Source organism: Haemophilus paraphrohaemolyticus, assembly GCF_002015045.1.
GTDB classification, from domain to species: Bacteria; Pseudomonadota; Gammaproteobacteria; order Enterobacterales; family Pasteurellaceae; genus Haemophilus_A; species Haemophilus_A paraphrohaemolyticus.
Genome location: NZ_MUXX01000012.1, coordinates 315,715 through 339,599 on the forward strand (window position 1 = coordinate 315,715; position 23,885 = coordinate 339,599).

At 39.8% G+C, this 23,885-nt stretch carries 13 protein-coding genes and 1 pseudogene; 10 read left to right on the forward strand and 4 right to left on the reverse strand.

Annotated features, from left to right (window positions below; genetic code table 11):
* The first annotated feature begins 169 nt into the window (after positions 1-169).
* From B0184_RS07120 to B0184_RS07160, 9 genes and pseudogenes are all read left to right on the forward strand, one after another.
* The gene (locus tag B0184_RS07120) at positions 170-3,457 is read left to right on the forward strand and encodes a DEAD/DEAH box helicase family protein (protein WP_005709961.1); all 3,288 of its coding nucleotides are present in this window, start codon (positions 170-172) and stop codon (positions 3,455-3,457) included.
* Positions 3,450-6,308 (forward strand): annotated as a pseudogene (locus tag B0184_RS07125) (SNF2-related protein). Before B0184_RS07120 ends, B0184_RS07125 begins: the two are co-directional and overlap by 8 nt.
* Before the next feature lie 97 nt (positions 6,309-6,405).
* The gene (gene rbfA, locus B0184_RS07130) at positions 6,406-6,786 is read left to right on the forward strand and encodes a 30S ribosome-binding factor RbfA (protein ID WP_005709945.1); all 381 of its coding nucleotides are present in this window, start codon (positions 6,406-6,408) and stop codon (positions 6,784-6,786) included.
* Positions 6,787-6,789: 3 nt separating this feature from the next.
* Positions 6,790-7,707 (forward strand): tRNA pseudouridine(55) synthase TruB, encoded by a 918-nt coding sequence (gene truB, locus B0184_RS07135; RefSeq protein ID WP_005710004.1) that lies wholly within the window; start codon positions 6,790-6,792, stop codon positions 7,705-7,707.
* A gap of 10 nt (positions 7,708-7,717) precedes the next feature.
* Entirely contained in the window at positions 7,718-8,815 is a 1,098-nt protein-coding gene (locus B0184_RS07140) for a lytic murein transglycosylase (protein WP_005709905.1), read from the forward strand.
* 146 nt (positions 8,816-8,961) lie between these two features.
* A complete protein-coding gene (gene zorA / locus B0184_RS07145) occupies positions 8,962-11,148 on the forward strand; it encodes an anti-phage ZorAB system protein ZorA (protein ID WP_005709946.1) in 2,187 nt (728 codons plus the stop codon).
* Complete coding sequence (locus B0184_RS07150; RefSeq protein WP_005710049.1) at positions 11,148-11,939, forward strand: OmpA/MotB family protein; 792 nt, start codon at positions 11,148-11,150, stop codon at positions 11,937-11,939. Before zorA ends, B0184_RS07150 begins: the two co-directional genes overlap by 1 nt.
* A 1-nt stretch (position 11,940) precedes the next feature.
* A complete protein-coding gene (locus B0184_RS07155; protein WP_005709999.1) occupies positions 11,941-13,464 on the forward strand; it encodes an EH signature domain-containing protein in 1,524 nt (507 codons plus the stop codon).
* 1 nt (position 13,465) lies between these two features.
* A complete protein-coding gene (locus B0184_RS07160; protein ID WP_005709850.1) occupies positions 13,466-16,465 on the forward strand; it encodes a DEAD/DEAH box helicase in 3,000 nt (999 codons plus the stop codon).
* A 44-nt stretch (positions 16,466-16,509) separates the two neighbouring features.
* On the opposite strand, the gene dld is transcribed toward B0184_RS07160, so the two are convergent.
* From dld to B0184_RS07175, 3 genes are all read right to left on the reverse strand, one after another.
* Positions 16,510-18,204 carry a D-lactate dehydrogenase gene (gene dld / locus B0184_RS07165; RefSeq protein ID WP_005709992.1) on the reverse strand — a complete coding sequence of 565 codons (1,695 nt, stop codon included), beginning with the start codon at positions 18,202-18,204 and terminating at the stop codon, positions 16,510-16,512.
* Positions 18,205-18,382: 178 nt separating this feature from the next.
* On the reverse strand, positions 18,383-20,521 hold the full coding sequence (pta, locus tag B0184_RS07170; RefSeq protein ID WP_005709911.1) for a phosphate acetyltransferase: 2,139 nt from the start codon (positions 20,519-20,521) through the stop codon (positions 18,383-18,385).
* Positions 20,522-20,578: 57 nt separating this feature from the next.
* Positions 20,579-21,787 (reverse strand): acetate kinase, encoded by a 1,209-nt coding sequence (locus B0184_RS07175; protein WP_005709909.1) that lies wholly within the window; start codon positions 21,785-21,787, stop codon positions 20,579-20,581.
* Positions 21,788-22,139: 352 nt separating this feature from the next.
* On the opposite strand from B0184_RS07175, the gene B0184_RS07180 reads away from it, so the two are divergent.
* A complete protein-coding gene (locus B0184_RS07180) occupies positions 22,140-22,931 on the forward strand; it encodes a formate/nitrite transporter family protein (protein ID WP_005710001.1) in 792 nt (263 codons plus the stop codon).
* A 48-nt stretch (positions 22,932-22,979) separates the two neighbouring features.
* Here B0184_RS07180 and B0184_RS07185 read toward each other — a convergent pair whose 3' ends face one another.
* Positions 22,980-23,870: a LysR family transcriptional regulator gene (locus B0184_RS07185; protein ID WP_005709868.1), complete on the reverse strand. Its 891-nt coding sequence runs from the start codon at positions 23,868-23,870 to the stop codon at positions 22,980-22,982.
* Between the last annotated feature and the right edge of the window lie 15 nt (positions 23,871-23,885).

Genomic DNA, 23,885 nt, shown 5'->3' on the forward strand with positions numbered 1-23,885 from the left:
GAATTAAAGATCTGTTTTTTACTTCAATATTACTTAGTCATAATGCAAATAAGACAACAATTATTAATTATTAATGTATTAAAGAAATCCCCACTTTAGCAAAGAGAGGTAGGGGAGATTTGGCAGAAGTAAAATCAACCTCGTGATTGATAAAATAAAGGAAGCTAAAATGTCACGCACTTTTCACCAAGATTTAATATTAAACCAATGGGTGTTATCGCTCTTTAATCAACAAGATTTAAAGGTATTCAAAGATTATTTAGGCGATAAAGAGGGCATCGCCTCTGATGGACAAACAGAATTTTTCCACGAGCTGACAAATCAATTATTTGAAACCGATTTGATTTCGCATAACGATTTACGCCGTTACGATCTCAATATCATTAAACATTGGCAACAAATTACCGAACAACGCAATAAAACTGAAGGGTATATTTTAAATCTAAAATATTTCCAATATCTCTCGCTATTATTTGCAGAAATTTATTTGGATTTTTATTTTAATCACCCTGAAAAATTGTTAAGCCAACTGAATGCCCAATTAAAAGCACATTTAGCGGAAGATAATCAAGCACCTGAATTTCAGTCTTACATCAAAGAAGATTTAAATAAAATCGCCTTTTGGAATGCTACAGGCAGTGGCAAAACATTATTGATGCACGTGAATATTTTGCAATATTTTGAGTATTGCAAAAACCGCCATGATTTAACCGTGTTTGTGATTACGCCGAATGAAGGATTATCAAAACAACATTTGAACGAATTTATCGCCTCTAATTTATCAGCGACAATATTTGATAGAAATAAAGGAATTCAAAATAGCGGTTTATTTAACGATATTCAAATTATTGAAATCAGCAAACTTGCTGAAAAAACAGGTGAAAGCACCGTGGCGGTGGAGAGTTTTTCTTCCATGAATAAGTTGATTTTGATTGATGAAGGGCATCGTGGTTCATCAGGTAACGAATGGTTGAGCCGTCGCCAACGAATGATTGGTGATGGGTTTGCCTTTGAGTATTCAGCAACTTTCGGACAAGCGGTGAAAGATCGCAAAACCGTTGCAGATATGCAGTTTGAGATTCAGAAAAAACTGGGCAAAGCACAGGGTATTAGCAAAAAAGCGGACGTACAAAAACTGCCATTAAGCTATGCGGATAAGCAAGAAGCACGCCAAAAATCGGTGTTTGAAACCTATGCGAAATGCGTGCTGTTCGATTATTCCTACAAATTTTTCTATGCGGACGGCTATGGCAAAGAGAGTTTGATTTTGAATATGAAAGAGGACGATTATGCCAACGAAGAGAATTTGCGGAAGTATTTTATCGCTTGTTTGCTTTCTTTTTATCAACAGCAATATCTTTTTGCAAAACATCAACCCAAATTGACCGCTTACAACCTTGAAAAACCGCTGTGGATTTTTGTGGGCAATACGGTGAACGCGGAAGATAGCGATATTTTTCAAGTGATTTCCTTATTGGCATTTTTCTTAAATCCGCAACATCGCTCGCAAGTTTTGACGTGGCTTACAGAATTTGTGGAAGATAAAACCACGTTGTTAGATAGCAAAGGCAATGCGATTTTTAAACATCGTTTTCATCATTTAATGGATTGGCAGGGTGATGTTGAAGGGCTATATGCGGATATTTTGAAGCAAGTGTTTAATGCAGAAAGTGCACAGCAGCTTGAATTAGTGCAAATCAAAAAAGCCAGTGGTGAAGTAGCGTTAAGTGTGGGCGGGCATACGCCATTTGGCGTGATCAATGTGGGCGACAGTAACGCCTTAATGAAAGAGGCAGCGAAGCACGATCATTTAACCCTGAGAAGTGATGAGTTTTCACCAGGTTTGTTTGCGGAGATTAATTGTAAAAATAGTGAACTTAATTTATTGATCGGTTCGCGGAAATTTACCGAAGGGTGGTCGAGCTGGCGGGTTTCTACCATGGGCTTGCTCAATATGGGCAAAAGTGAAGGTTCGCAGATTATCCAGCTTTTTGGGCGTGGCGTGCGGTTGAAAGGGGTGGGCTTTTCCCTTAAACGAACGGTAAAACCACCGCGAGGGTTGGGTTTGGATAAGCTAGAAACGTTGAATGTATTTGGGATAAAAGCCGATTATATGCAGAAATTCCGCGAGTATTTGTTGGAAGAGGGCGTGAACACGGAAGAAACCTTGCAAGTGGAATTTCCTGTGGTGAAAACTTTGCCACAAGGCGTACAACTTAAAACGCTACGTTTAAAAGATGGCTACAAAGATAACCAGAAAATGGGCTTTAAACGCCAAGAAACGGCGGAACTGTACAAAGTGCCTGAAAAATATCAGGGCAAAATTAAGCCGATTTTGGTAGAGATGGATTTATATCCGAAATTGGAAGCGATGAGTTCGAGCCAAAATATGATCCGCCAATCGCTCAATGATGAGCGATTAGAAGTAAAACTCAATCCGCAAGCGGTCGATTTTTTCGATTGGGATGCAATTTATCTTACATTGCAACAATATAAAATGGAACGTACTTGGTCGAATTTACGCGTAAGTAAAACAGGCTTGCAAAAATTCGTAGCAGAGAACCACAACTGGTATCGTTTATATTCCCCTGCTTCTAGCATGGAAATCCGCCGCTTTGCTGATGTGGAAAAGCAGCAAGAGATTCTTATCGAACTGCTGAAAAACTACACGGAGATGTTCTATCAACGGTTAAAAGCGGCTTATGAAAACCAATTCTTTGAGATGGCTTATGTGACGGAAGAAAATGGTTCGCTGTTGGATAAATATCAGTTTGAGTTGCATGAAGATCCTGCCGTTTATAATCGTGAAAGTGCGGTCGAAAAATTGGAAGCATTAGCAAAATTGGTACGTGAGCGTGATTTGGAAAAGGCGATGAATCTCCCGAGACCGTTTAACGAGTTGCAGATGATCTGTTTTAAAGCACATCTATTCTCGCCGTTATTACATTTGGAAAAATCGGATCTACCTGTAAAACTTTCACCATTGCCGATAAAAGCCGAAAGTGAACAAAAATTTGTGCACGATTTAATGAAAGCGGAAAAATCGGGCAAGCTGGCAGAATGGTTGGGTGGTAAGTCGCTCTATTTAATGCGAAACGCGGATAAGAAAGAGAGAGGGTTAGGCTTTGCACTGGCAGGGAATTTTTACCCTGATTTCTTGCTTTGGGTGGTGGATCATCAATCGGGCAAGCAATGGCTGAGTTTTGTTGATCCAAAAGGCGTGAAACATATGAGCGAAAACGATCCTAAATTCGGGCTTTATCAAGAAGTGAAAATCTTGCAAGAGAAAATCGGCGATCCGAATTTGGTTTTGAATAGCTTTATTCTTTCCGTTACCGATTTAGCCGATTGGACGAATATGCACAAAACCGAAGAAGAACTTGCTGAACAACATATTTTATTTATGAAGAATGAAAACTACTTGGCGGAAATGTTTGGGAGAATGAATGATGAATAGTTTGAGCTTTGGCATTACGCCTTATCATGCCCGTTATTTTGCCAATGAAATCAGTTGCCGTCGCACCGATGAGAACCGTTTGTCGCAATCGTTATTTGATGCGAAAGTCGATCTGAATCCGCATCAGATTGATGCGGCGTTGTTTGCATTGAAAAATCCGCTACAAGAAGGTGTTTTACTTGCTGATGAAGTTGGCTTAGGAAAAACCATTGAAGCGGGCTTAGTAATTTGCCAAATGTGGGCGGAGCGGAAACGCAAACTGCTGATTGTTTGCCCTGCGATTTTACGGAAACAGTGGGCAAATGAACTTGCCGAGAAATTTAATTTGCCGACATTGGTCGTTGATAAAGCGGTTGTGATGGCAGAAATGCGGCAAAAGAGCGGTTCAAAATTGCTGCATTTTTGCAAAAACCATCTAGAACAACAAGTGATGATCGTTTCGCACCAATATGCTACCAAAGAGATGGCTACCTTTAAGCAATTTGATTGGGATTTGGTGGTGATTGATGAAGCACACAAAATGCGTAACGCTTACAAAATCGATAACAAAATGGGTAAGGCAATGCGTCAAGCCTTTGGCGGTAAGCGGAAATTGTTGCTGACGGCAACGCCATTGCAAAATTCATTGATGGAGCTTTATGGCTTATCAACATTATTAGATGAGCATTTATTCGGCGATAAAAAATTCTTCCAAAAAGAGTTTGTGCGAAAAGGGAATTTAAGCGAGCTGAAAAGCCGTATGGCGAAGTTTATTAAGCGGACGTTGCGGAAAAATGTGCTGGAATATGTGCGTTATACGGAGCGGAAAACCATCACTCAGGAATTTATGCCTAGTGATGCGGAACAACAACTTTATGAGGCAATTTCCGATTTTCTACATAAAGAGACGATTTACGCTTTGCCGAAACAGCACAAACATTTGACAGCATTGATTTTGCGTAAATTGTTGGCTTCCAGCCCACAGGCGGAGCTCGGCACTTTGCGTGCGATTTTAGACCGCTTGTTATCGTTGAAAAATACAGGCGAGCTTTCTTCTGAACTTGCCGTCGTTGATGAATTATTAGCTGATGAAGGCGTAAACGATGAGGATTTAGATGCTGATGAAGAAACGCCAGAAACGGGCGGCACGTTAAATCTCAATGCGTTAGATAAAGAGATTCTCGAAATTGAAGGCTTTATTCGCTTAGCAGAAAGTTTAGTCGGCGACAGTAAACTCAATGCGTTATTAAAAGCCTTGCAAACAGGCTTTGGCGAAATGGCGAAACTGGGGGCGGCACAAAAGGCGATTATTTTTACGGAATCAGTTCGCACGCAACATTATTTGTATGATTTCTTGCTAAAAAATGGCTATGCCAATCAGGTAGTCATGTTTAGTGGGACGAATAACGATGCACAATCTACCCAAATTTACCATGATTGGTTAGCACGCAATGCGGGGACGGAAAAAGTAACAGGATCTGTTGATGTAGATAAACGTTCCGCCTTGATTGCACATTTCTGCGAAAATGCACAGATTATGATTGCTACGGAAGCGGCAAGCGAAGGGGTAAACTTGCAATTTTGTTCGCTACTGATTAACTACGATTTGCCTTGGAATCCACAACGAGTAGAGCAACGGATTGGGCGTTGTCATCGTTATGGTCAAAAATTTGACGTAGTTGTGGTGAATTTTCTTAATAAACGTAATCTTGCCGATCAACGCGTGTTGGAGCTACTCACGGAGAAATTTAAGCTTTTCCAAGGTGTGTTAGGGGCTTCTGATGAAGTGCTGGGGCAGATTGAATCGGGCGTGGATATTGAAAATCAAATCGCCAACATTTATGCCACTTGTCGAACAGAAAAAGCAATTCAGCATGCCTTTGATGAACTGCAAGCGAAATTTGCCGATAGAATCAGCGACCGTATGAAAGAAACGCAAGAAGCCTTGATGGAACGGTTTGATCAATCAGTGCTTGATCGCTTAAAAGTGATGGCACGGGAGCGGTAAAGTGCAATGGAGCAGTGGTTCTGGGGGGTGACACAATTTGCGTTGGCGGATAAAGCTATTTTTAACCATTCTGATTGGTATTTCTTGCTGAATGATTCGCCTGTGGATGGGATTTCGCTCGGGCGTTATTTGTTGCCGAAGAAAAACCGTTCTCAACAGATTGCAGGGCAAGAATATCGCCTTCATCAACCGTTGGGGCAATATTGTGTTCAGACGGCACTCAATGCCCACACGCCTGATGTGGCTTTGGTGTTCGATTATGCCCATTATCCTGAAAAAATTAGTTTGTTAGAACGTTATCAAGGGCAATCTGGCTGGCTGAAATTAGATAAAATTTGCGTCACATCGCCTGTGGAAAAACAAGATGCGTTGGTGTTTAGTATTTGCGATCAAGATGGAAATGCGATTACCGATGGCGAATTTAGCCAACGTCTGTTTTCTCTTTCTGCAAAAGTGAAAAGTTTGACAGAAAATCCACCGCTTGCTTTTGCAGATTTAATCCATCAACAAATTGGGCATGCGAAGCAACAGATTCAGGTGGAAAATGATGCTTTATTGAAAGCGGAAATGTTGCGTATTCAGGCTTGGGCAAAAGATCAAATGCAAGCAGTGGAAGATTTGATTTTAGAGATTAAAGAGGAAATGCGAGCAAAAGAACGTGAGATGGTGACGGAAAATGACTTAGCACGCCAAATTGATTTGCAAGAATCCATTTCTAAATTACGCAAACAGCTTCGCAAAGCACGCAATGAACTTGATGATGTGCAAGATGAAATTCAAGATGAGGAAATGCACCTGCTGAAAGCATTATGTGCTAAAACGCAACAAACGATGGAAGAAGAGAAAGTCTTTTTGATTCAGTAGCGGATTATCTAACATAGTGGTTGCTGTGATTTTTCGTGCTAATTTCTGTAAACTCCAGTAAAATATCGCATTTTTACTATTGTATAGGATAAAGATAATGAGCAGAGAATTTAAACGTAGCGACCGTGTCGCGCAAGAGTTGAAAAAAGAAGTAGCGGTGATTTTACAACGTGAGGTGAAAGACCCGCGTATTGGGATGGTAACGGTGTCGGATGTGGAAGTATCGCGTGATTTGGCGTATGCCAAAATTTTTGTGACCTTCTTGTTTGATAACGATCAAGATGCGATTGTACAAGGCATGAAAGGCTTGGAGAAAGCTAGCCCATATATCCGTTCTTTAGTGGGTAAGGCGATGCGCTTGCGTATTGTGCCTGAATTGCGTTTTATTTACGATGAATCGTTGGTGGAAGGTATGCGTATGTCGAACCTTGTGTCTAACGTGATTCGTGAAGATAAAGCAAAACACAAAGAGGACTAATCGGTGGGCAGACCTCGTAAAAAATTCCGTGATGTTCATGGTGTTTTTCTATTAGATAAGCCACAGGGAATGTCATCTAACGATATTATGCAGAAGGTGAAACGCCTGTTTCAAGCCAATAAAGCGGGGCATACGGGGGCTCTTGATCCTTTAGCGACAGGGATGTTGCCGATATGTTTAGGTGAGGCAACCAAGTTTTCGCAGTTTTTGTTGGATTCGGACAAGCGTTATTTTGTGACGGCGAAATTGGGTGAACGTACAGATACTTCCGATGCCGAAGGGCAAGTGGTGGAAACCCGTGAAGTGAATGTGTTTGAAGAGGATATTTTGGCTGCATTGCCGCAATTCCGTGGCGATATTTTGCAAGTGCCGACGATGTTTTCTGCCCTTAAACATAATGGCAAGCCACTTTATGAATATGCACGCCAAGGTATTACGGTAGAGCGCGAAGCTCGTCCGATTACTATTTTTGAGCTGAAATTTGTTGAATATCAAGCCCCTTATTTGTCGCTTGAAGTGCATTGTTCGAAAGGGACTTATATCCGCACGTTGGTGGATGATTTGGGCGAAGTGCTTGGTTGTGGTGCACATGTGTCCGTACTACGCCGTTTGGCAGTGGGGGATTATCCTGTTGAAGAGATGATGCCGATTGAAGAATTGCAATTATTGGCAGAGAGCTTTCCACAACAAGAATTAGATCGCTTGTTATTACCGATGGATACTGCTGTAGCAAGTCTTCCGCAAATAAATTTAGATGAATCACAAACTAAAGCGGTTAAATTTGGTCAAAGAGTGAAATTTGAAAATGGCGAGCAAGTTTATGGACTTGTGCGACTCTTTTCAAACACACAGCAATTCTTGGGCGTGGCGGAAATTACCGCGGATAATGTGATTCGCCCTAATCGTATGGTCAATATTTAATTGAATAAAGATGAAATCTAAAAAATTTTTACTTTTCCCGCTGACATTTTTAACACTCACGTTGGTAAGCTGCTCAAGCAATAAGCAGAATTATACGCTCTATGCACCTTTGCCAATGGATGTGGCTTATAGCAAAGTACGTTCGGTAAGCAATTTTAATGATTATGTCTCTTTTCTAAAACAGAAAGCAGCAGGCGAGGGAGTTTCAGAACGTGTCTTAAATGCACAGAATTTGATTAACTACAACGTAAGAGCAGTGCAGTTAGATCAACAACAAGCGGCTCGAAAACACTCCCCAAATACGCCGCTACCTAATCCTAATGGCGTAACAAATTATCTAAATAAGGTACTGACGCAAGCTAAAGTCGATATGGCAGTAAAACGTTGGTACGATTATAACTTGCCCTTAACTAAAGCCAGTCAAAAATATGGCGTACAGAAAGAATATCTGTTGGCATTATGGGGAATGGAGAGCAGTTTTGGAAATTATCAAGGTAATTTCGATGTGCTTTCAGTATTAGCGACACTAGCATTTGATGGACGTCGCGATAAATTATTCACCCAAGAGTTTGTTAATGCGATGAAAATGTTGGATAACGGCACGCTTAAACGCTCGGAAATGAAAGGCTCTTGGGCAGGTGCAATGGGGCAAACTCAATTTATGCCAACCACTTATTTAGCTTATGCAGCCGATGGCGATAATGATGGTAAAAAAGATATTTGGAACAATGAATATGATGCTTTTGCTTCTATTGCCTCTTACCTTTCAACCGTCGGCTGGGATAATAAATTGCCATGGGGAGTGGAAGTAAAATTCAATAATCCTATTGATCTCTCTTTCTCAGGGCTTGAGGAGAATAAAGCTAAAAACTTAGGAGAGTGGCAGGCTTGGGGTATTTATCTTGCTTACCCAACTGACCAAGAGCTTGAAAAGCTAGATAAGATGAAAAATGCTAATCTCTGGCTCATTCGTCCTGATAAAGAAGCGGGTAGAGCATTTTTAGTGACTAACAACTTTCGCACTCTGATGAATTGGAATCGTTCAAATAATTTTGGTGTCAGCATCGGAAAATTCGCGGATCGGATTTTGATTGGAATTGGGCAGTAATAAGTTGACTAGTCTATTTTTAATTAGGTATAGTTATTAAGCAACTATACCTATTTTTTCATCTAAAAAATAAGTTTCTGATTGACAAAGGTATTTTTTTTTATTGAATAATAGGGTTTATTTTCTTTTTCAAGAGGTAGCATTAAGTGGACGCATTATTAGCTTTTTTTTCAAAATTCTTTCCGGGTCTGCCCTATTCAATTAACCCACAAACAGGAGAGTGGATTATAGATCAATCTGCTCAATCTAATCTTTTAACGTTAATTATCTTAATTATTCTTGTTATTTGTTTTTTTATATACTGGTGTAAAGTCCAATCCCAATATAAAGATTCTGTAAAAGGCATTCAATTTTACGAAAAGTATATTACTGGAGTTGAACAAGACAAAGAACAAAATCAGTTAGCTGAAAAACGAAGAGAATTATTAGAACAAGCAAAAGAGAGTAAAAAATTTGGTGCAATTTGGCAAGAATTTAATGAATCGCTTGTTGAAGTTGAAATTACGAAAGATAAACGAAAACTTTATAACACTGCGGATGCTGCTTATTTCTTTAATAATCATACTTTAGCAGGTGGTTTAACCGAAAATCGCCTATTTTCCGCTGTACCTGGTTTTCTAACTGCGATTGGTGTTTTAGGTACATTCTTAGGACTAACCTTTGGTTTGGGTGGCTTAAGTGAGCATTTTAAAGAAGGTGCTACTCCCAAAGAAATAATGGAAGGTATTAACTTAATGGTTAGTGGGGCTAGTACAGCATTTATTACCTCCCTTTATGGTGTTATCACAAGTTTAATTTTTAACTGGAAAGAAAAAGCCCTTGAACGCAAGGTAAAAAATCGAATCACTAAACTACAAGTACGCATTGATGCTATTTTCCCTCGAATTGTTGCGGAACAAACTTTAACCGAGATTAAAGCAATAAATCGTGACACGGAAACGCATTTGGCTAGCTTAAGTGAAAAAATTGGCGAGCAAATGCAAAAGGTAATGAAAGATATTTCCTCTGAAATTAGCAGAAGTATTACTGATAGCCTTAAAGAATCTCTTGCACCAGCGGTAACTAACATGATGGAAAATTCCCGTGAAGGTTCGGAAAAAATGGTGGAGGTTTTACTTCAGGAATTTATTAGCAAAATTGGCAATGCAGGCGAAATGCAAAAAAATGCAATGAACAATGCCAGCCAAGCATTTGCGGAAAGTTCAACCCAGATGATGTCTCGTCTTTCTATCTTTGTTGAACAATTAGATGCCAAAGTGACCGAAGTACGTGACGGTACTCGCCAAATGTTGGAACAAATGCAACAGCATTTCAGCACCCAAATTGGCGATATGCAATCGCAAACTCAACAGCAGAATGAACAAGCAGTGGAATTTATGCAAACCCTTTCAAGTTCGATGATTGAATTTAATCAGCATAACCAATCCATGTTTTCTTCTATGCAAACTATGTTAAGTGAAAAAGCTGAAGAACAATCTCTTCAGTTTGCAAAACGAGAACAAGATCTCACCGTTTCAACCAACAATTTTATGGAAAAATTGACTCAAGCGATTGAAACTTTGAACAATAACAATAGCCAGATGTTAAAAGCGATGGAGTCAGGATTAACTGAACGAATCAATACCCAAGCAGAGGCTGATAAAGCACGATCTGAAGATTTTATCCAACAAGCAGAAAAAGGGCGTCAAACACAACAAATCTTGACGGATAGCGTGAAAGAAGTGTTGGCAACACAAGGCAAACAAAATGATGAACTCTCTTTACAACTGACTACACTGGCAAATTCGTTTGAGCGTGTTGCTCAAGCTCATAAAGCAAGTTCAGAATCGATGGAAAATGCATCAGCCAAGATTAACAGTAGTGCGACAGGCTTTGATAATGTGGCAACCCGCTTAAAAGCAGCATTGACTGAGTTTGATACAAAACTAGCCACAATGCTTATTAATGTAGAAAAAGTTACGCGTGAAAATAGCAATACAGCCACTTTATTTAATGCCTCAACCAGTCGTTTAGAAACGTCAGGCGTATTCTTAGAAAAAACGGCGGATAATTTAAGTGACACAGCACACACGACTAAAGCCGCATTTGAAAGTATGCAAACCAACTTCAATCAATTTGCATTGCAATTAAGAACGCATATTGAAGCCTTAAATGCAGAGGTGAGTAAATTGCTTGTGGATTACAGTAAACAGGTTCAAAGCCAAACTAATAATCGTTTGAATGAGTGGAATAACCAAACTCGTGAATACACTACCAATATGGTGAATGCGGTGAAAGCCTTAAGCGATACAGTGGATGAAATTGAAACTAAACTACCACATAGAGGTGCATAATGAGATGGTGTAATCCAAACTCATCTGCTTCAACAGATGAAGAAAACCCGTATTGGATGTCATTCTCCGATATGATGGCAAGTTTATTGGTAATCTTTATGTTGGCAGCTGCAGCATTGATGTTGCAGTTGGTAATAAAAACCGAAGATTTAGAAAAGAAAAGCCAAAAGGTGGATAAACAGGTTGATGAAGTCGCAAGGGCTGAAAAAGTTCGAAAACAGATTATTGATGAAATTGTCGATGAATTAAAGCAAAAGCAAATTGTAGTTGAAAAGTCAGATAATGATACCGTGTTACATATTCCTGAGAGTTCGCTTCGGTTTGCATCGGGTAGCTCAGATATTCCAGAATCGTTGCAAGCTAATGTCCGAGAAATTGGCAATGTTTTGTATGAGGCTTTAAATAGAGATATTGAGAGTCAAAATAAAGAAAAACGGGCTCGTTTTACATTATTAGATACGGTCTTCATTGAAGGGCATACCGATAACAACTTCTATAAAAATCCAATGCTACGTGGAAACTGGGGGTTATCTGCAATGCGTGCTATTTCAGTTTGGCAATTTTGGGCTGATGATCCGAATCAAGTAAGCAATGGATTAAGTCAAATGATTAACCATGCTAATGAGGCATTATTTTCAGTCAGTGGATATGGCGATACTCGTCCACGTGATGATGCTAAACATTGTGAAAAAAATGATGATATTTGCCATAGCAAAAACCGCCGTATTGATATTCGGATTACTGTGAAAAAACCAAGCATCAAAGATTTAGAAGAGATTAAGGGAAAATAAGATGAGTGATGAACTAAAATTACCTTGTATTAGTTTACCTTCAATTACCTTTACTTTACCTGAACGAGAAATCAATCTTACTAAAGAAGTGAAAAAATTAGCCCAACTGACAAAAAGAGCAGGGATGGGATCCGATGTTTTTAAAACAAATTTTTTGCGGATCTCTAGTGCTTTAGAAAAAGGGGAATTTTCCCCTTTTATGCTACAAACACCTAACCAAGTGAGAGCTTATTTGACGATTGCAACATCAAATGAGGTCAAAGACGAGGTAAAAAAGCAGGTACATTTAAGTCCCGAATTGATTGATCAGTTTGCAGCCGTGCGTTCACCGATGAGCCGCCTTTCTTTGATGATGTTAATTCAGCTCTATTTTGATCGATTTGACACCTTAGAAAGCGGTGAAAATTTTGAAAATTTATGCAAATTTTTAAAAAACCAAGTCAATAAGCTAGATAAAATTCGTCAGAGAAAAGAAGCAGTTGATCTTGTTAAAAGTGATTTAGCTCGTTATACCGAATTTGCTTCTCAGCTTTTTAGCCCAACGGCTCCACATAAGATTGTAAAAATGGCCCGGCAGAATCAGCAGGATTTTACTCATACTTTGCAAGATATGGGGATAGTTGCATTTAAAAATGGGCGATTATTACAAATTAGTCAATCCATTTACTATATCGAAACTCTGAAAACCATTCCTTTGGGCGAATATCACCAGATTTTTGAAGAAGTAACCAAAGCCGATATTATTCAAGTGCAATACGATAAACATTATTGGATTGGACATAAAGTGGTGGAAATTTTGATTGATCGCACCGCAAAAGAGGGGGGAGAGATTTCCGAAGTATGGCAGAATGTGATTTTAGATATTGCCGATGATCCACGTATTGCCTCTGAAATTAACCTAAATCAATGGTGGCTGCCATTAGGTGAAAAACGCGTAGAACAAATGCGTTCTTGGTTAAGTCGCCACGATCTTAAATTATTCCTAAAATTATTGGAACAAAGTGCAATTGATCTCGGTAAAGCAAAAATGGAAAGGATGTTTGCGGACAGAAAACGTTTTTTAGAAGCGTTATTTGATAAAGATTTGATTCGACACTCTCGACTGTTCTTTACTCGAGAGGCTGCAAATTATTTACGTTACCATTATGCGGAACCACATCGCCTAGATGCCTATGCAAGGGTTTCGGGTGAAGCGTCTGTTATCTATTTACAGTTAAAAAATGGCTGGCATTTAGTAGAAGGCACACATAGCTTTAGAGTTCGCTATTTCCATCAAATTCCTAAACATTCTAGGATCGCCGATTATCAGCATCGTTTTTATGAACGAGATGAGTTATCAGGTGGCTTGGAAGGCTGGTATAGATTAAATTTTGGCAAACAGATGTATAGTACGGCTCATGATGTGCATTCCAGCTGGAAGTTTAAGTTATTAGATTGGTTTAAGAAAACAGGTATTAACCTACCTGCTGATGAAGTATTAGACTCTTGGGAATACTACCGTTATCGTGAGAAAAATGGAGCATAAAATGGGGTTATTAGATTTAATCAAATCGTTCATTTCAACGAGTAAAATTGAAGAGAAAATCCAGTGGAAAATCAATGCTTTTGAAGATATTGAGTTTATCTTTCCTCCACAAGCGGTTGAAAATCCAGAATCTTTTGCAAAAAACAATCCTTTTTTTGCGTTGCAATATGGCTATTTGAAGGCCTTGCAAGATAGCTATTCAATTAATCGAGTTTCAGATGGTTTTATTGTTCCTTCCATCATTTTGCCTGATTTAGGCGAAGATTTTATTCATCTTTTTGAAATGCCACCGCATTTTACAGGGAGTTATCAAATCGATATTCGAGGCAACACGACCAGAACCGATTTCTCCGTGAATCTTAAACTCCTTATGCCCGATGGTAGCACAGTGTTCCAACCTCAACGCTTGGGGGCTTTTTTATCTTTAACTAACAAAGAGAAGTATTCTTTAACACCTGCAGAATATCAGGCATTGAAAGCCTTAGAGCGCCATCAAGAACTAAGAGAAAAAGATCGTTCTGAATATGAAAATAATTGGTTGATGTTCCAACTACAAACGGCAAAAGTGGTTGGAATGCCTATTGATCTTGCTCATTTCAATCAAGGAAATTTGAATTTAGTTAAACCTGAAACGATCGGTGTGGCGGTAAATCAATTAGCGAATGGCGATATTGAGTTGATTCCTGCGATTAAAGGCGTTGCACCAGAGGATATTAGAGAGCGATTAGGGCAGTTAGATAAGCAAGATAAACGAATTTTGCGAGTAAAAAAACAGTTTGTCTTGTTTGATGAAAAGACTATCTCAGCTATTAACGAAATCTTCCCCGTAGATGAAAACGGAGAAAGTCGCCATATTCGCCGTATAAACAAAGCGGAAGTGGCAAATTTCTTGAAAAATCCTACCGCTTATTTGAATGGAGCAGTGGTAGATTTAGATACGGGCTTTTCTCTTCGCGTGGCAGGGGCTGAAAAATTCGTGTATAAATATTTTGGTGGTGAACAAGAGTCGGGTATTGATTGGCTTGGCGATCAGCATTTTATCAATTCGCCAATTGCCTTTGAGGAGATTATTCGTTCTGAGGCTGAGTTAGAAGAGGTTAAAGCACTGATTGAAAATGCTCGCAACGTAGGAGCTTCGGTTATCCAAGTCGGAGAAGCCTCCATTGATATTTCAGATACTGAAACGGTTGAAACCATTTTAGCGAAAATTACTCAATCTATTCAAAATCAGGATGAAGATGAAGAAAATGGCATTCCATCAGATACAGATAATGCAGAACAAAGTGAAAAAGCAGTTGTTGATATTGAAGATAATGATGAAGAAAACCGATTCAAGCGGTTTGTTTCTTTGTTAAATTTACAAGAAATTCCACCGCTTGATCAGGAAAATCTAAAACGGCTACCTTATCCTCATCAGCAAGAAGGCATCCATTGGATTCTTTCGCATCTAAAAACGATTGAACAGGAGCAAACTGAGAGTGGTGCATTGTTAGCTGATGATATGGGACTAGGTAAAACCTATATGACGTTAGTGTCGATTGCTGAATATTATCGTCGCCAGAATGAGCTTTCAAAAACACTGAAACCAATTTTAGTTGTTGCTCCTCTGAGTTTATTAGAAAACTGGCAAGCTGAGCTTGATGAAACCTTTAAACAACTGCCGTTTGATGATGTGATTGTTTTACAAGGGCAAGGATTGAAAAAGTATCGACTTAGTGGCAGTGAAATTAAACAACATCTTCATAACGATGTGGCTTCGGCAGATGAAATTCGGTACTCCTTGAAAGTGGGAAACAATTATAAGCAAGATCGTTTAGATATGCCTGCACGTTTGGTGTTAACCACCTATCAAACGTTGCGTGATTATCAATTCTCACTCTGTCGGATTGACTGGGGCATGGTTATTTTTGATGAGGCTCAGAACTTAAAAAATCCAAATACATTAGCAACTCGAGCAGCAAAAGGTTTAAAATCAGAGTTTAAACTGCTCGCAACAGGGACACCTGTGGAAAATAGCTTAAAAGATTTTTGGTGTTTAATGGATACCGCAACACCAGGTTTACTAGGTTCTTGGCGGGAATTTAGAGAAACCTATATTACGCCAATTCTTAAGGCAGATGAGTCAGAAACAGATGAGAAAAAATATGAAATAGGGCGTATTTTACGGGAAAAAGTCGATCGCTTTATGTTAAGACGCACCAAAGCTGAAAAATTGAAAGGCTTACCTGAAAAAGTTATTTATTCAGGATGTCGCTCCGATCAACATTATTTGCCTCAACTTGAAGCCTTGATGAAAGGTGTCCAGCTTCAAAGCTATAATGATGTTGTTACTCGGATACGTAATGCTACAAATAAACAGGGTTTGATGTTGGCGTCATTGCGAGATCTGAAGATGATTAGTATTCATCCTCAGATTCGAGATTTAGAAAGTAAAAATTATTTACCTGATGCCAATCTTTCCGCCAAAATTGGATCTTTACTCAGTATTATAAAAGAAATTAAACAACGACAAGAAAAGGTTATTATTTTTGCTGAGAGTAAGTTGGTTCAGTCCTATTTAATTGCATTGATGATGATCGATTATGGCATCAGTGTTGATGTGATCAATGGTGAAACGGCGGCGGTAGCGACCTCAAAAAATACACGTTCTCGCAAAAATATTATTGATGCATTTCAAGCTCAACAAGGATTTGGTGTACTGATTATGTCACCTGTTGCAGCTGGCGTTGGATTAACGGTAACAGGAGCGAATAATGTTATTCATTTAGAGCGTCATTGGAATCCAGCTAAAGAAGCCCAAGCAACAGATCGGGTGTATCGAATCGGTCAGCAAAAACAGGTTAATGTCTATTTACCGATGGCAGTTCATCCAGAAATTCGATCTTTTGATTTACAGCTACATCAATTGCTTAATAATAAGGTTGATTTAAGTGAAGCGGTTGTGGAAAACCCTGATATTGAGTCAGAACAGATGATGAGTATGTTTAATTACCAGTATTAGCAAACAAGCGGTCAAATTTGACCGCTTGTTTGCAATTTAGAAGATTATTCCGCCCAATATTTTTTCTTCGTGGTTTTACCAATACCAGGGTTGAAACTGTTAGTTGGATCTAATGCTTTATAGAATTTTTTAAGCGTTGGTTTAGCTTCATATAAATGCCCTACGTTATGTTCGGCAGGGTATTGTGCACCGCGTTTGTCGAGTAATTTCAACATTTCGTGCTCTAACTCTTCATAATCGTAACCTTTTTTTACTATGTAATCTTGGTGGAAAACGTGGCACATAAAGTGTCCGTAGTAAAGTTTATGGCTGATTTTGTTGTCAATTTCTGGCGGTAACACTTCAAACCAATTTTGGTCGTTGCGACGTAACGCTACATCTAAAGCAACGATTTCTTCTACTTCTTTTTCGTGAATCGCACGATAGCGAATTGCCGCACTAGCCACCGCAAAACGGTGGAGCATCGCCGCTTGAGTTTCGATTGCGTTACACTCAAAATATCCGCCTTTTGTATTATCCGCAAAGTAAGATTTTAAGTATTCACGAGCCTCTTGTACGCCTTTACCACCCATTTTTACAATAAGATGATGTTCATATTTATCGCGATAATCCCACAAACTTTTCGGCAAGTGTTCAGGAATAAATTTAGAGACAGTTTGCATAAATTTATCGCTTAAATGTTGCGGTAAGAAGGCGAATTTTTTACCTATGCGATCCACGTTGGCTTTTAAAGCAAAGAGTTTTGGTAGCCAATGCGTACCAAATTTTTTGATGACCCAGAAAGTATCTTTACCATATTTTGCAGCGATGTCGAATGCATCACGATGGATATATTCGCCTGAAATTGGCAAAACTTCAAAATTCGCTAACATATGGCGGCGAATATCGTTTAATACGGATGTTTGATTGGTACCGATATAGAAAACAGCGGTCTCTTTTTCAAGTTGGAAGGTATCTAAACGTACAGCAAAAATGGCAAGTTTACCCGCACTGCCAGAGGCTTCATAGTGGCGAGCTGGATCTGCATTGAAGCGAGCAGGGGAGTCCTCATCGACTTGGCGAACGTGGTTGCAGTAGTGATTGTCGTGTCCACGCCCACAATCTTGTTGGATATCTTTAACCTGATAACGTTTTTCTTGTAGGTTAGTTAAGATTTCTTCTGGTGTTTCACCTAAATCAATGCCTAAATGGTTTTTTAGTTCTAACTCGCCTTTTTCATTGAGCTGAGCGAAAAGTGCCATTTCGGTATAAGCAGGTCCGCGTTGGACTAGAGCTCCCCCTGAGTTGTTACAAATCCCGCCGATAACAGAAGCACCGATGCAAGATGAGCCGATAACGGAGTGTGGTTCACGACCAAATGGTTTAAGTTGATTTTCTAATTCATTGAGGGTGGAGCCAGGCAAGCAGACAACTTGGGAAGCATTATTGATGAGTTGAATGCCATCAATTCGCATTGCATTGATGATGACAATATCGCGGTCGTAATCATTGCCGTCTGGTGTAGAGCCGCCTGTCAAGCCTGTATTTGCCGCTTGGTTGATAACAATAACGTCATGTTCAACGCAGGCTTTTACGATATTCCAAAATTCAAGTAGCGTAGCAGGGCGAACTACAGCAATGGCGTTTCCAGTACCAAATCGGTAACCACTTCGATAAGCTTCTGTTTTCGTTGGGTCAGTAATAATATGATGTGCACCGACGATGTCGGTAAGTTGTGAAATGAGTTGTTGAACAGACATTTTGTTATCCTTGTGTGATAAGAATTAACAACATCATAACAGAATAATTCTTATTTGGATAAGGATATTTTAGGCTGCAAGCGGTGGTTTTTTAGAATTTTTTTGCATATAAAAACAGCCCCAAAGGGGCTGAATTATACCTAACCTAGGGTAACTTAGTTACCCTAGGAAAAAACGATTAAGCCTGTGTTGCTTGAATTGCAGTTAATGCGATAGTGTAAACAATGTCGTCTACTAATGCACCGCGAGATAAGTCATTTACTGGTTTACGCATACCTTGAAGCATAGGGCCGATTGAAACGAGATCTGCGGAGCGTTGTACTGCTTTATAAGTAGTGTTACCTGTATTCAGGTCTGGGAATACAAACACGGTTGCTTTACCTGCCACTGGTGAGTTAGGTGCTTTAGAGCGAGCTACATCTTCCATTACTGCTGCGTCGTATTGTAATGGACCGTCGATGATTAAGTCTGGGCGTTTTTCTTTCGCAATGCGAGTTGCTTCTTTTACTTTCTCAACGTCTGCACCAGAACCAGATGTACCTGTAGAGTAAGAGATCATCGCAACACGCGGGTCAATACCAAAGGCTTTTGCAGAATCTGCTGATTGGATTGCGATTTCTGCTAATTGTTCTGCATTTGGATCTGGGTTTACTGCACAGTCACCATACACCAATACTTGGTCTGGTAATAACATAAAGAAGATAGAAGAAACAATTGAGCTACCTGGTGCAGTTTTAATGATCTGCATTGGTGGGCGAATAGTGTTTGCGGTAGTGTGAACCGCACCTGATACTAAACCATCTACTTCATTTGCTTCTAACATCATTGTACCAAGTACAACGGTGTCTTCTAATTGCTCACGAGCAGACTCTTCGGTCATACCTTTCGCTTTACGTAACTCAACTAAACGAGCTACATAGTTTTCACGCACATCCGTAGGGTTGATGATAGTAATGCCTTTACCTAAGGTTACGCCTTGGGCTTCAGCCACACGTTGAACATCAGTTGGATTCGCAAGTAAGATACATTCTGCGATACCACGTTCTGCACATAATGCAGCAGCTTTAATTGTACGAGGTTCATCACCTTCTGGTAAGACGATACGTTTTTTCGCTGAACGTGCAAATTCAGTTAATTGATAACGGAATGCAGCAGGAGATAAGCGTCGTGCACGAGTTGCACCTTTCGCTACTTCTTCGATGAAGCCAGCATTTAATGAACTTGCTACGTATTCTTTAATTTCGTTGATACGCTCTTTGTCATCTGCAGGCACTTCTAAGCTGAAGCTTTGAAGATTAAGTGCTGTTTGCCAAGTGTTACTTTCAACGCGAAATACTGGCACACCTGTTTCGAACGCTTGTTGGCAAAGTTTTGCAATGTTATTCTCGATTTTGTAGCCACCAGTTAATAAGATTGCACCGATTTCTACGCCATTCATTACCGCTAATGATGCAGCCACTAATACTTCTGGACGGTCTGCAGAAGTCACTAATAAATTGCCCGCTTTGAAGTGGTCTACCATATGCGGTAAGCTACGTGCACAGAAACTTACACCACGGATACGACGAGTATTTAATTCACCTTCATTGATAATCGATGCATGTAAGTGTTTTGCAAGGTCAATTGCACGTGTTGCGATTAAGTCCGCTTTCCATTCAATACAGCCAAGCAGTTTGATTGGGCTTTTTGCGAATAAGGCTTCAACTTCAGCCACGTTTTGTGTACTGTGTTGGAAAGAGTCGAAGATTTCAGTTAAATCTGGGCGAGTGCGACCTGATTCATCTACAGGTGCGTTGAATTTATTGATGACTACACCTAAAAGGTTAGGGTTGTTACGGCCACCGAATTCTGATGCGGCTGCTTCAACACGCTCTTTTAATTGAGCTGGTTTATCTGAACCTGGTGCTGCGACTAATACGATTTCCGCATCTAATGCTTGAGCCACTTCGTAGTTTACGCTATTTGCGTATGCATTTTTACGTGTAGGAATTAAACCTTCTACCACGATCACTTCATTATTTTTTGATAATGCTTGGTGACGTTCTACGATTTTCTCTAACAATACATCCGTTTGGTTTTGACCGATTAGCGTTTCTGCCTCGCTTAACATAAACGGTTCGCCCACTTCAGTTGTGCGAGTTGCTTTGATAATTGAAGTAGAGCGGTCTAAGGTATCTTCACCTGTGATTGGTTGTGCAATCGGTTTTAAGAAACCCACTTTAGTACCTTTTTGTTCAAGTGCGTGAACAAGGCCTAAAGTCACACTTGTTAAACCTACACCAGTGGTAGTCGGGATTAAGATAATTGTTCTAGACATTTTATTTCTTCCAAGTTGATATAAAAATGAAAGGGCAGAGTAGTCTGCCCTTAGAGATTATAGTGCTAATTTAGCAGTATCTTGTGCAATCACTAATTCTTCATTTGTTGGGATTACCATAGCTTTAAATGCAGAATCATCAGCTGTAATTACACCTTCTTTACCGAAACGTGCTGCTAAGTTGCGTTCGTTGTCTAACTTAATACCGAATAGTTTTAAGTGATTTAATGCTAATTCACGAACATGTGCAGAGTTTTCACCGATACCACCTGTAAATGCGATAGCATCTAAGTGAGAATCACCTAAAATTGCCATATATGCACCGATGTATTTTGCTAAACGGTAGCTATAAACATCTAACGCACGTTTTGCTTCTGGTTTAGAAGTATCATCGTAGTTGTCTTCCGCATAACGGCAGTCACTAGTTACTTCAGTTAAACCTAAAAGACCTGATTTTTTCACTAAGGTATCTTCGATTTGCTCCATTGACATACCTAAGTTTTTGTATAGGTAGAATACGATGGCAGGGTCGATATCACCAGAACGTGTGCCCATTACTAAACCTTCTAATGGCGTTAATCCCATTGAAGTATCGATACATTTACCGTTACGAACTACAGATACAGAACCACCGTTACCTAAGTGACATACGATAACGTTTGTTTGGTCAACTGGTTTGCCAACGCGTTCTGCCACTTCACGTGAGATGAATAAATGGCTTGTACCATGTGCACCATAACGGCGAACGCCGTGTTCTTTATATAAAGCATATGGAAGAGCATATAGGTATGCTTCTTCTGGCATAGTTTGGTGGAATGCAGTGTCGAATACTGCAACGTTTTTCTCTTTTAATTCAGGGAAAATGCGGAATGCTTCTTTGATACCGATTAAGTGAGCAGGGTTGTGAAGCGGTGCGAATTGAATTGCTTCTTCAATACCTTTAACAACATCATCATTGATCACTACAGATGAAGTGAATTTTTCACCACCGTGAACGATACGGTGACCGATAGCACCAATGCTTGCTTTTAATTCTTCTGATAATAACTCATTTGCGATGAAAGAAAGCGCTTCGCTGTGAGCAGCTCCTGCACCTAACTCTGCATTACCTTTTTCACTGTGTAATTTCCATTTAATACGTGCATCTTTTAAATGGAATGCTTCTGCTAAACCAGATAATTTTTCATCACCTGTTTTAGGATCTAAGATAGCAAATTTTAAAGATGAGCTACCACAGTTAAGGATAAGAATTAAATTTTTAGACATGTCAAATACCTTAGTTTTTCGTTTTAAGAAAGATAAATTAGACACGCAAAGCGTGAACTATGGAGTATAGAATATCACGTTTCATTAGATGAATTAAAGCGTAAATGCAAAAAATTTGATTTAGATTAGCAAAATACAGTCAAAGAGTTATAAAAACAATTTTTGCAAAAACATCTGAAAATTTGACCGCTCTTTTTTCTCCGCCCCAAAAACTCAAACACCTAATTTTAGGTTCGGATTATTATTCAATTTCGTTATAACTAAAAATCAATATATATACTTAACAATTCTTTCGGTTTTGCTATGTACTTTGCTACATTTTTACCGTCTTATTTTCACTAGAGGTACAACTATGCAGCATCGCGATCTTTATCCCCACGAAATCTTACAAGATGTTATCGATAAAAGTTATGCTAAGTCGGAAGGACACCTAAAAACACTGGCTATTTTAAGTTTTTTAGGTGGCGGCTATGTGAGTTTTGGTTATATGGCTTATTTAAAAGTAGTGAGCGGTATTCCTCCAGAGTGGAGTGGGCTATCAACATTACTTGGTGCGGCCGTGTTTCCTATTTGTTTGATTTGTATTCTAATCGGTGGTGGTGAATTAGCCACGGGAAATATGATGATGGCATTAGGCCGTTTAACCAAAAGAGTAAGCCTTAAAAAATTATTTCGTAACTGGATTGTCGTGAGTTTGGGCAACCTGCTCGGTGCGCTGTTTATGGCCTATTTCTTAGGGCATTATGTCGGTTTATCAGAAGGTGCTGCTGCCGCTAAAACCATCGCGATTGCTGAGGCTAAAGTGCAAATGGATTTTGGTCGTGCCTTTATTTCTGCTATTGCCTGTAACTGGATGGTCTGCATGGGTATTTGGTTCTATTTTGGCGCCAAACAAACCTCCGGTCGTATCCTAGCCATATGGTTCCCAGTGATGATTTTTGTGCTTATCGGATTACAACACTTTGTCGCTAATATGTTTATTATTCCTGCCGGGATTTTTGCCGGTGCTAATGTGACTTGGAGCCAATTCTTCTTCAATATGATTCCTGTCTTTTTAGGCAATGTCACGGGTGGTGCAGCATTTGTCGGCGCATTTTATCTTTATGCCTATCGTCATTTATTAAAGGAAGATTATTGTATTTAGTAAACAAAACCTGACCGCACTTTGTTATGAAAAAGGCCGTCTGAAATTTCAGACGGCTTTTACTTTTAACGCATCCACAATCAGCTTAAACACATTGGAATGCCCACGGCGGCTGGGGTAATAGAGGTAAAGCGGTTCGTAAGTCATAGCATACTCAGGCAACAGCTCTACCAGGCGTCCCGAATTGAGTGCATCTGCTACGCTCATATGTGGTATCCACGCAATGCCAAGGCCGTCTAAAACGGCTTGCAGACGCAGATGATTGTTGATGGAAAACTGCGATTTTGGCGTGAACGTAATTAGCTCTTTTTTGTATTTGAATTCCCACTGCATCTCCGTGCCGTGTTCAGCGGAGAGTTTTATGCCGATAAGGCGGTGTTGTTGCAGATCATCAATATTTTTCGGAGAACCGTGTTGTGCCAAATAATTAGGTGAGGCGAGCAACGCCATTTTGAACGGCGCAGAAATCTGTACGGCAATCATCTCTTTCGCTATCTCGTTGCCTAACCGAACGCCCATATCAAACCCTTCTTTCACAATGTCCGCCCAGCGGTCGTCCACCACGATCTCCAAACGGATTTTCGGGTATTGGTTCAAAATCGGCTTTAATTTCGGGTACAACACCGCTTCCGCCGCCACTGCAGAGGCATTGATACGAATCAATCCCGATGGCGTATTCAAAAAATCGTTTAATGCATCGACTTCTTGGTTTATGGCTTGATAAAGCGGGGAAAGCTGGTCGAAAAGCTGCTGCCCAGCTTCGGTTAGCGACACATTGCGTGTTGTGCGGTTGAACAAGCGCAGGTTCAGCCGCGTTTCTAAATTTTTCATGCTATGGCTCAACGCCGAAGAAGAAATCCCCAAAAGCTGTCCCGCTTTTACAAAACTCTGCGTTTGCGCGAGTGTCAAAAAATAATTTAGCTCGTTAAAGTTCTGCATTTTCCCGCCCCGTTT

Bases quoted from the DNA above. Each gene is read 5' to 3' on its own strand.
- pta (WP_005709911.1), bottom strand. From the start codon at position 20,521: ATGTCTAGAACAATTATCTTAATCCCGACTACCACTGGTGTAGGTTTA.
- B0184_RS07150 (WP_005710049.1), top strand. From the start codon at position 11,148: ATGAGATGGTGTAATCCAAACTCATCTGCTTCAACAGATGAAGAAAAC.
- B0184_RS07160 (WP_005709850.1), top strand. From the start codon at position 13,466: ATGGGGTTATTAGATTTAATCAAATCGTTCATTTCAACGAGTAAAATT.
- B0184_RS07155 (WP_005709999.1), top strand. From the start codon at position 11,941: ATGAGTGATGAACTAAAATTACCTTGTATTAGTTTACCTTCAATTACC.
- rbfA (WP_005709945.1), top strand. From the start codon at position 6,406: ATGAGCAGAGAATTTAAACGTAGCGACCGTGTCGCGCAAGAGTTGAAA.
- B0184_RS07120 (WP_005709961.1), top strand. From the start codon at position 170: ATGTCACGCACTTTTCACCAAGATTTAATATTAAACCAATGGGTGTTA.
- B0184_RS07140 (WP_005709905.1), top strand. From the start codon at position 7,718: ATGAAATCTAAAAAATTTTTACTTTTCCCGCTGACATTTTTAACACTC.
- dld (WP_005709992.1), bottom strand. From the start codon at position 18,204: ATGTCTGTTCAACAACTCATTTCACAACTTACCGACATCGTCGGTGCA.
- B0184_RS07175 (WP_005709909.1), bottom strand. From the start codon at position 21,787: ATGTCTAAAAATTTAATTCTTATCCTTAACTGTGGTAGCTCATCTTTA.
- B0184_RS07185 (WP_005709868.1), bottom strand. From the start codon at position 23,870: ATGCAGAACTTTAACGAGCTAAATTATTTTTTGACACTCGCGCAAACG.
- B0184_RS07180 (WP_005710001.1), top strand. From the start codon at position 22,140: ATGCAGCATCGCGATCTTTATCCCCACGAAATCTTACAAGATGTTATC.